Raw genomic sequence first — 10,110 nt, 5'->3', positions numbered from 1 at the left:
GTATATGATGTGATCTGGACTGCGGATGGTGATATGAATCTCACATACATCTCTCCTTCTGTCAGGGGACTCCTGGGGTATACACCTGAAGAAATTATACGAATGCCAAAAAACGACATATATCCCCCTGGTTATCGCAAAAAAATAGTGGACGGTCGTAAAAAGACGATTGAAGCATTACGGAATAACTGCGAACCTCCTGTAATCTCGGAGATAGAAATTGAATTGCTTCGTAAGGATGGATCCAAAGTCTGGACCGGGGGGATTATCACTCCGGTCATTGATTCCCAGAAACACTGTGTCGGGGTTGTCGGGATTATCCGTGATATCAGTATAAGGAAACAAGCTGAAGATGCACTCAGACAGAGTGAAGAAACATTTCGTTCGTTTGTAGAGAATGCGAATGATATTATTTACTCACTGACCATTGAGGGAATATTCACCTACGTATCACCGAAATGGACTGACGTCCTGGGATATGAGATCAGTGAAACTCTCGGAAAACCATATGATCTCTTTATAGATCCTGATGATCTCCCCGTGTGTCATGAATTCGTCAGAGAGGTGTTCATAACCGGGGAGAAGATGAGTGGGATAGAATACCGGATACGACATAAAAACGGTACATGGCAGTGGCATACTACCACTGCTTCACCGATACGTAATACCGAAGGAAAAATCACTCATTATTTAGGTATTTGCCGTGATATCACCGAGCGCAGGAAATCAGAAGAGGCACTCAAAAACGCAAACCGCCAGCTTAATTTATTGACGAGCATAACCAGGCACGATATTCTTAACAAGATTTCGGTTATTCTCGGATACCTTGCGGTTATAGAGGTTGAGTCTGGAGATAATGCTATTTCTGACTATTATAAGAAGATCCAACGTGCTACGAAAGAGATTCAATCACAGATTGAGTTTACCAGAGTCTACGAGGAACTTGGTTCTCACGAACCGAAATGGATGCAGCTGGATAGCATGATATCGGATTTGTCTCTCCCTGATTCAGTCGCTCTTAAAACCGATATACAGAATATATCAATATTTGCTGATCCGATGCTCGATAAGGTTTTTTTCAATCTCCTGGACAATTCTATCCGTCATGGTCAGCGGATGACAGAGATCCAGGTCACATCTTATGAATCCGGGAGTGACATGATCGTAGTATGGGAAGATAACGGGGTTGGGATCGCTGAAGAAGAAAAAGAGAAAATATTTGAGCGTGGTTTCGGGAAGAATACCGGACTTGGGATGTTCCTTGTCAGGGAAATTCTTTCTCTTACTGATATAACCATTCAGGAGACTGGTACTCAGGGTACGGGTGCACGATTTGAGATCATGGTGCCAAAGGGAGGATGGCAGAGAAAAATATCGGTGAGGGAGTAATGAGTCTCACCGGGATCTATGGAGATCAGGGTTCTTGATCGCAGATGAGAGTTGGAGAAATCTGACAACCGAAACGGGAATGCTCCGAATTGAGCATGGACCGTTTGATATCATCTGATATTTCATCGATATCCGTCTGCTCACCTTATTATTTCATGTTTTTCGCTATCGATCTGATCAGTGGGTTGTACGGATACCCAGAACATTCGTACAATAAAACAGATACTCTCCGGTATTCCTTTTTACCCGCGTTGACCGTATTAACCGGAATATCTGTTGCCGATTTAAAACCCCTATGAGGCGCTGCCTCATGCTTGACCCCTGAAAAATGGAAATAGGTATCCATCAATCTCTTTTTGGGTAGTGCAGGTTGTTTTTTATTTTAGAGATGTTAAGCTCGTTTCTAAAACTAACCCGGAATTGCTACTGCAGGCTGGACTGCGACATAGATCGCGAATGCAAAATTAACCAGTTAGGTAATTCATCAACTACCCAATTTCCATTAAGGGTATTATGATAGAAGAATACACAATTGCTGCTGGATTAGACATCCATAAGCGATTTATCATCGCCACAGTACTCCACACTAATGGTGTCAAATTCCAGCAAGGATTCGAAAGAACAATGCAAGGTATCCTTGCATTAAAAGAATGGATTCTTGTAAATAAATGTCAAGTGGTTGCATGTGAATCAACAAGTGACTACTGGGTCCATATTTCCGATCTTTTATGTGAATATTTGGAAGTCATTGTTGGTAATCCACATGATATGAAGGTTTAATCTCACAAAAAAATTGATAAGATTGATTCAGAAATGATTGCGCTCTTAGCGCTAAAAGGGATGATAAAGCCATCGCGAGTATTTTTACCGAACACACGGCGGCAGCGAGTGTTACGAAACAAGAGATCTAGTGCTGATAAGATGCACCAGAGGAATATATCGTCATTAGATCATCGAAGAAATTAGGTGGGATGATGAAAACATACCCATTAACCGTTTGAACCGGCCAAGATCATTTCATTCAGCTGGTTATCTGTGGCACGGTAATTCCGAGACGCTGGTATAATGCCTCCACACCCGGCTTTGTTCCGAGGAAATTCATCAAAATTTCGTTTCCGTCAACCATGTTCCCTTTTGCAAGGATCTCCTGTCGAAATTTCATACCTTCGGTCCGGTTCGTCATCCCGGCATTTTTGAAGTCATTGACGATATTCAGAGCATATACCTTTGACCAGAGATACCCGTAATATCCGGCATCATATGCACCCATGAGATGGCCAAACGTGGCCGGCTGGTGTGTCCCTGCCAGGGGTTCCATTCCCAGGATCTCTTTGTAGGTCTGGAACCAGACATCGGTTGTATTTACCGGCCCTTCGGCAGAATGGAATCTCATATCTTCGAGAGAATATGCTAGCATATTACTATATTCGTTCCCGAGCCCAACGTCCCTGGCGGCAATGATCTTGGTGATAAGTTCAGATGGAATCTTCTGGGTGGTGTTTGTATAGTGACCAGAGAGCGATTCCAGGACCTGCGGGTCCCAGGCCCATTCCTCAAGAGTTTGCGAGGGCGTTTCAACGAAATCCATCTCTGTATTCGTCCCTGACAGAGTACCATATGGTGCTGTGGTAAGGATGTCATGCATCGCATGGCCTGTCTCATGCAAGATCGTCTCTATTTCATCAGGGGTAAGAAGGGAAGGAATATCGCCATTTGGAGCATGTACATTTCCGATAATCGCAACGACGGGGACAGCATACGTGCCATCCTTCATTCTTCCTCTGATGAGAGTATTCTCACAAAAATGGTCATACTTCCCTTCCCTGGGAAATAGATCGAAATATAGATACCCAATCGTTGAATTATCGGATTGGTTACTTACACGGAAGAGCTGTACTTCCGGTGACCATACCTGAGTACTCTTCACCTTGTCAAATTGGATCCCGAACAAGGATCCATAGGTTGAGAATATCCCTTGTAGCACGCTGTCCAAGGGGAAGTACTCCCTTACTTTTTCTTTATCATAATCATACTGATCCTTCTGTTGCTTCTCCAGGAGGTATGCAATATCCCAGGGATCTATTGCTGTTGCGTTTGGATCAAGTTTCTTTTTGATCTCGAGCAACTCTGCCAATTCTGATTTATTTTTCTCCATCAGCGGCTCTTTCATTGAAGAAAGAAACGCCATCACCGAGCTGGAATTTTCTGCCATCCTCCCGTCCAACTGGTAATCAGCCCAGGTATTATATCCCAGTTCCTTTGCAATCTTCTCACGAAGAACGATCGCTTCTTCCAGGAGGGCGATGTTTTTGTCAGCCTGACGATTCAAGTTGGCTGCATACATTTTCTTGCGTGTCTCATTGTTCACTGCATATGTCATCACTGCCAGGTAATCCGGGTATTTCAAGGTAACGATGTAGTTCCCCGTGGTCGTCTGGTTAAATGTGGCAAGTGACGAGGCCGGAACACCACTCAATTCTTCTGCAGTGAACTCAAGTTTAGTATCATCATTGTTTAAGTTGGCTGTAAATTGTGACTCGAGCCCGCTCAGGTTTGCCTTCTTCGCTCTGACCAGTGAAAGCCTATCCTCCGGCAAATTAAGACCATTGCGCTTAAACTCCCTGATTGTCACATTGTACAGGCGGGATTCCTCTGTGGTTCGGGGGACCTGCCCCGTCATGGCGTCGTACAGATCACGACGAGAATATGTGGCGGTTTTAAAAATCTGGTTCGCTTCTTCAGCACTCATACCTTCTGCAGATATTTCAGTATCCGGGTATACATACCCCATTAGGGCGAGCGGTTGGACCGCATCCAGGTAATCTGAAATTACCCGGTCAAATTCGAGCACCGTATTGTTAAATGTGCGTTGCTCCGGAGGAGTGTTCACGATCGTATTGAAAGAGGCATTAGCCTGCTCAATCGCCGTAGTGCTCATACGGGTAATATCACCTGGCGAATAATGTGCCTGGATAGGTCCTGTACCATTCAGAGAGGCGATATTATCCGCTCTTGCATTCGTACTGGATTGCAGGCAACCAGACGACATGATAATCAGAACCATAACAACTGCAAAAGCGAGAGAATTCAGAGATTTTACCGTAGTTTCTAAAATCATGGAGATCAGTTACTATCCCCTATAACCATTAAAGGAGTATTAAATCTTTGTTTTGTGTTTCGTCTCAATTCGGTGATAATTATTTATACTCCTATATAAAGCACAAATTAGGGCAAATTTTACAGCAAATATTGTGAACAGGTCCAATGAGCAAATTTGGCTGGATGGAATCTATTATCTTTTCCCTCATTTAAATCAACAGATTATAGAGAACAGTGTATAGCCCCTTTTTTATCTAAATATGTTTATAATAGATGTGAGTTTTTCTTCGGATAAGCAAATTTTAAACACTATAAACAATAGTTGCTAAAACGACTACCGATCAGTACCGCCTTTTTTGACTGTTCATGATCACATACGGTTTGTTGATGACCTTCAACGGCATGTGTAAGGGGGTACATGTTTGTAAACATGGGAGTATACTCATCGGGATTTAGAAAAGACGTCCATAAAAAATCTTATGAGGTCGTATAACGAGAATTCATAATACAAAGCACTGCAAACAATAGGATGTCAGTGGATCGCCACCGTCGCAAGTTACGATCCCTGACAAGAAATAAAGGCTCTTCCGCATTTCATGTGGCATATCTATCAATTCTTATTTCTTTCACCGGTCAGGATTAGGTAATAGAATATAACCGGACAGATACAGGATTAATTTCTGGATAATTTATTGGGTTCTTCGTCGTTTCATGCCGGTGAGTTAAATTTCAACTGTCCATGACGAAGGCATATCATAGTCATAAAAATTTCGTTCATTGCGACACCCTCTGGCAATTGCTATAAGAGTATGTATAATGCTATTCAATCCTTTTGATAGCCCATTGGAAAAGGGTCTTCAAAATAAAAATCCTACAATTCCCATGCTCCTTGAGAGGTTTAGCAACCTTAGCAATTGTAGTTGATTGACTGTATGTTGCCAAGATGTATCATTTTTTGAAATACAATTAAGCAGATACCAAATCCTCCACACTCCACAACAATTACAAAGATAATTTCAGATTATATGCCCGCAAAGTTTTAGGTTCATCTCTTTCAAATTTCCAAGTGTATTCGTTTGGTTTCGAGTTAAGGAAGATGGATTTTTAAGCCATATGTAACGAGTATTTTTTAAAATTTTGTCTCTTTGTTGTTCTATTTTTCTTACTTCATCGACTGCCTCATTCACTAATTTCATCACATGACAAATGAAGAGCAGAGCGAAAGAGTTCTTCACCAACAACCATGAAATGAGATTAGAACCCAAACAATAACTTACCCACTGAAACTGACGAAGAGCCGGAAAAATGAAAACCTGAGTAATTACCGGATCGTGATGATATCAGATTTGGTAATAGAACCCTGGTATTTTTCATTCTGGGCAACCAGTGTCACAGAATATGTGCCTGATGTACCATATGAGTGAGACAGGTTTTGCAGAGTCGAAGAAGATCCATCTCCAAAATACCATATCCATGAAACGGGATTTCCGGTGCTCTGGTCTGTGAACTGCACAGATACAGGTGCAGTACCTGATACCGGTGTAGCCGTAAAGTCCGCTGTTATTTCACCGGGAACTGGTGTGGGAGTCGGCTCAGGAACGACCCCATCTGTAACGGTGATGAATTTATTCCACGTTCCCACACCACCAGTCTGGTTATTTGTTGCCCGTAAGGAGACGGTGTAGGATCCTGCGGTCGTATAGGTATGACTGGGATCCTGTTCCGTGCTGTTTTGTCCGTCACCAAACTGCCAGTACCATGAAGTAGGGAATTCAATTGAATTATCATTAAACTGGGCGGTCAGAGGGACTGGACCATACCGTGGGGAGGCATTAAAAAATACCTGAATTTGTCCGGGAATCGGGTTTCCAATCGTTTGAATAGACTGCTCCTCTGAGAGATTGGTAAAGGTCCATGATGAGATCACACCAACCGACGTATTATTTACAAGAACATCATTCAGGAGAGAACCGGGCATGGCCTGAGTAATAAACGTCTGGTTTGAATTAAGTGGATAGGTTACATTTCCACGTGGGATTATGTTACTCCATTGATTGGCTGATGCGTTGATATAGATATTCACCTGCGTAAATGTCGCTGTTATCGTCTGATTAGCGAGTACTGAATTAAATGTATACACATACGGGGAATCCTGAGGGCCAAGACTTGTAGTATTGTTTATGAGGATATCAGCGATTGCATAATTGGTGTCAGCAGTGATCTCAAAGGACTGGTTATTTCCTTTGTACACACGGACGAACCCGGAAGGACTGATAGAGCCCCCGGTTCCTGCAGTTGCAGTAATAATATATGACGGATAATTTACCCGGAATGATGCATAGATCGAATGATTGGAGGTGACATCGGGGAAGGTATAACTGTGTACCGCTCCCTGACTTTCTCCATCAACCGTTACATCATCGATGAGCATTCCAAGATTGGAACTGATATTAAACGTCTGATTCGAACTTTTACTTACCTGAATCAACCCGTTCGGACTGATCGATCCACCACCTCCGGCAGACGCATTGATGAAGTATGATTTTTCCTCTTCAAATGTCGCTGTTATCGTCTGATTAGCGAGTACTGAATTAAATATATACACAAACGGAGAGTCCTGAGGACCAAGACTGGTAGTATTGTTTATGAGGATATCAGCGATTGCATAATTGGTGTCAGCAGTGATCTCAAAGGACTGGTTATTTCCTTTGTACACACGGACAAGGCCGGAAGGACTGATGTTGCCTCCGGGTCCGGTTGTTGCATTAATGAAATATGACGGATAATTCACTCTGAACGATGCATAAATCGAATGATTGGAGGTGACATTAGGGAAGGTATAACTGTGTACCGCTCCCTGACTTTCTCCATCAACCGTTACATCATCGATGAGCATCCCAAGATTAGAACTGATATTAAACGTCTGATTCGAACCTTTAATGACCTGGATCAACCCGTTTGGACTGATCGATCCACCACCTCCGGCAGACGCATTGATGTAGTATGATTTTTCTTCAAATGTCGCTACTATCGTCTGATTAGCAAGTACTGAATTAAATGTATACACAAACGGGGAGTCCTGAGGGCCAAGACTGGTAGTATTGTTTATGAGGATATCAGCGATTGCATAATTGGTGTCAGCAGTGATCTCAAAGGACTGGTTATTATCTTTGTACACACGGACAAGGCCGGAAGGACTGATGTTGCCTCCGGTTCCTGCTGTTGCATTAATGAAATATGACGGATAATTCACTCTGAACGATGCATTGATCGAATGATTGGATGAAACATTGGGGAAGGTATAACTGTGTACCGCTCCCTGACTTTCTCCATCAACCGTTACATCATCGATGAGCATCCCAAGATTAGAACTGATATTAAACGTCTGATTCAAACCTTTAGTGACCTGAATCAGCCCGCTCGGACTGATCGTTCCGCCACTTCCGGCAGACGCATTGATAACAAAATAGTCTGTCGAATTGATACCTTTGGGAGTTAGTAATCCTCCGTTTTGAAGTGAATATGTTTTATTTGCAAGGTAGGAATTAGTAGATAGATTTGGATCATAGGTTACCGTAAACCCATTACCAATAATATTTGTTATAGATGTATCAGAAATGCAATCAGCGTCAAGCAGGTATGTCAAATTCGAAGTGCCGGAGACATTCCAGTAACTGTCGGATGAAAGTCTGAGTGACGAGGTGTTTATCGATCCTGTAAGGACAGAACTGTTGAGAAGATGTGTAGTGATTGAACTGATGGCATCTGTTGTCAATGAGCCATTCAGGTGTTCATTCTCCGAAATTAAAATTACATTTCCTCCATTATTTCCAACAGTTCCCCATCTTGATGTACCTGCTGCCCGAACCAGGGTACCTGAATTGATCGTGGTATTGACATTGGTCAGATATATTGTCGCATTGGTATTTGTTACGAAAAACGCAGGTCCGGCATTTGATGTGTATGAGCCGCCATTCATTGCAAATGATCCGATTCCAACATCTGCATCTCCGGAGGTACTCTGATAGATCATAACACCACCATAATCGTCAACACCGCCGGTTAATGTAGAATCGGTAAGGCTTGCCAGGTTTCCTCCCTCAATAACACAGGCTTGTGAACCGTCAGCATTCACAGAACCTCCGGTGACCATAATTGTACCAGTTGAGTATATTCCCGGTGAGTCGGCGCCTGAGGAGGAGACTGTACCCCCGGTAACCTGTACAATACCTCCGCCTCTGTCAGTTGCAAGAGGTGCTGCATTGGTCCCCGACGTTACGATGGAAACATACGATAGAGAAAGTGTAGCACCAAGTGTTGCCATTACCCCATGCCCGCCATTGCCTGATGCTGAAATTGAAACATTGGAAAGTGATATTGAGGTGCCAGATCCTGTTGGAATTGCAGCATTTGCTCCGGTTCCGGTGGTCGTTATTGACCCTCCCATCATAGTCACATGACTGCCATTGTTTGCAACCAGGCCTCCGTTAAGACCATAAAAACTGCTATTTTCCTGAGATGAGGTATTTCCGGTGGTATATAAAGAGCAATTACTTAGGGAAAGGTTTCCATAATTGGTGACATACACAGCTGATAGGTCATCGGTGTTTGAGCGATAGGATTCACTTGAATTCACAGCCGTCGTGTTATCAACGACGTATGTTCCACTTAAAATAAAAGCGGATACTAAAGAACAGCCATAAAGGGATAATATTAAAACAACTATCAGAAACGAAATAAATTTTGTTCCACTGAGGGTCATACAATATAATAAATTTTCTGTATGATAATCGTATCGAAGAGTTCTAAATAGGAAATACAGATCAGATCAAGACCTGGTTACGATGGAGATCGTATTAATTGTCGCAGTACACGAGTTATCACGATTATATGCTCTATCCCGGTTCATTGGGTTTTTCGATATATTTAACCATACGGACGATAACCTATCGCCATCAACAAGTGATATGGTATGAGACTATTACATGCATTCAACGTACTGATGATTTTGAGCGTATTCGTGGTATGCACCGCGTATGCTGAAAATAATACCGGATCGGAGAAAAACACTGAATATGTATGGAACGGTACATGGTCAACTCCTGATTATACGGTTTACATTATGCACAATCAGTCGGGGATTACGGGAGAATATGTGCCAACCGATTTGATACAATTAGACCCTGGTCGGCTTGAGGGGAATATATCAGATGATGGGAAGACCTATTCTGGTGTGTGGATTGAAACCGGAATAAATACCTACACATTATCAGATGATATGATGTCATTTACCATTAATGGAACAGCCGATCCGCAAGGCCCCATGACTGAACCGTCCATTTATTCCGGTACTGCAAAAAGGGTTGGGGAAATAGTTGATTCCGCTAATCCCTGGACTGGCAACTGGGCTTCACTGAACAAAACATATAACCTCACACAAGCAGGGACATTACTGACCGGGACAAATGAACCGCTTGCAGGTGTAAATGACGAAGCCTCAAACCTATCCGGGATAGTATCGGCGGATGGCATTACGTATAACGGAAACTGGATTGAGATCGGCGGATTTACTTTTGTTATGTCTGATAACGGCTCTTCGTTTAACGCAACGATAACAAAGAG

At 42.8% G+C, this 10,110-nt stretch carries 5 protein-coding genes and 1 pseudogene; 3 read left to right on the top strand and 3 right to left on the bottom strand.

All coding sequences use genetic code 11. The annotated features are described in order from the left end of the window. On the top strand, positions 1-1,389 hold a 1,389-nt coding region (locus LUQ50_RS09615; RefSeq protein WP_300039571.1), incomplete at its 5' end, for a PAS domain-containing sensor histidine kinase. Positions 1,390-1,902: 513 nt separating this feature from the next. Further along, positions 1,903-2,253: pseudogene (locus LUQ50_RS09610) on the top strand (transposase); the annotation flags it as partial. A gap of 157 nt (positions 2,254-2,410) precedes the next feature. Here LUQ50_RS09610 and LUQ50_RS09605 read toward each other — a convergent pair. The 3 genes from LUQ50_RS09605 to LUQ50_RS09600 form a co-directional block, all read right to left on the bottom strand. Beyond that, positions 2,411-4,507, bottom strand: coding sequence for a M3 family metallopeptidase (locus LUQ50_RS09605; RefSeq protein WP_300039569.1), 2,097 nt, complete (start codon positions 4,505-4,507; stop codon positions 2,411-2,413). Between the two features lie 997 nt (positions 4,508-5,504). Beyond that, positions 5,505-5,684 (bottom strand): transposase, encoded by a 180-nt coding sequence (locus LUQ50_RS15965; RefSeq protein ID WP_367278984.1) that lies wholly within the window; start codon positions 5,682-5,684, stop codon positions 5,505-5,507. A 125-nt stretch (positions 5,685-5,809) separates the two neighbouring features. Then, positions 5,810-9,124 (bottom strand): PKD domain-containing protein, encoded by a 3,315-nt coding sequence (locus LUQ50_RS09600; RefSeq protein WP_300039567.1) that lies wholly within the window; start codon positions 9,122-9,124, stop codon positions 5,810-5,812. A gap of 336 nt (positions 9,125-9,460) precedes the next feature. Here LUQ50_RS09600 and LUQ50_RS09595 point away from each other — a divergent pair. Then, on the top strand, positions 9,461-10,110 hold a 650-nt coding region (locus tag LUQ50_RS09595; protein WP_300039566.1), incomplete at its 3' end, for a hypothetical protein.

This window comes from Methanospirillum sp., assembly GCF_028679455.1.
Lineage (GTDB): Archaea > Halobacteriota > Methanomicrobia > Methanomicrobiales > Methanospirillaceae > Methanospirillum.
This window is presented reverse-complemented; position numbering and strand designations above follow the sequence as displayed.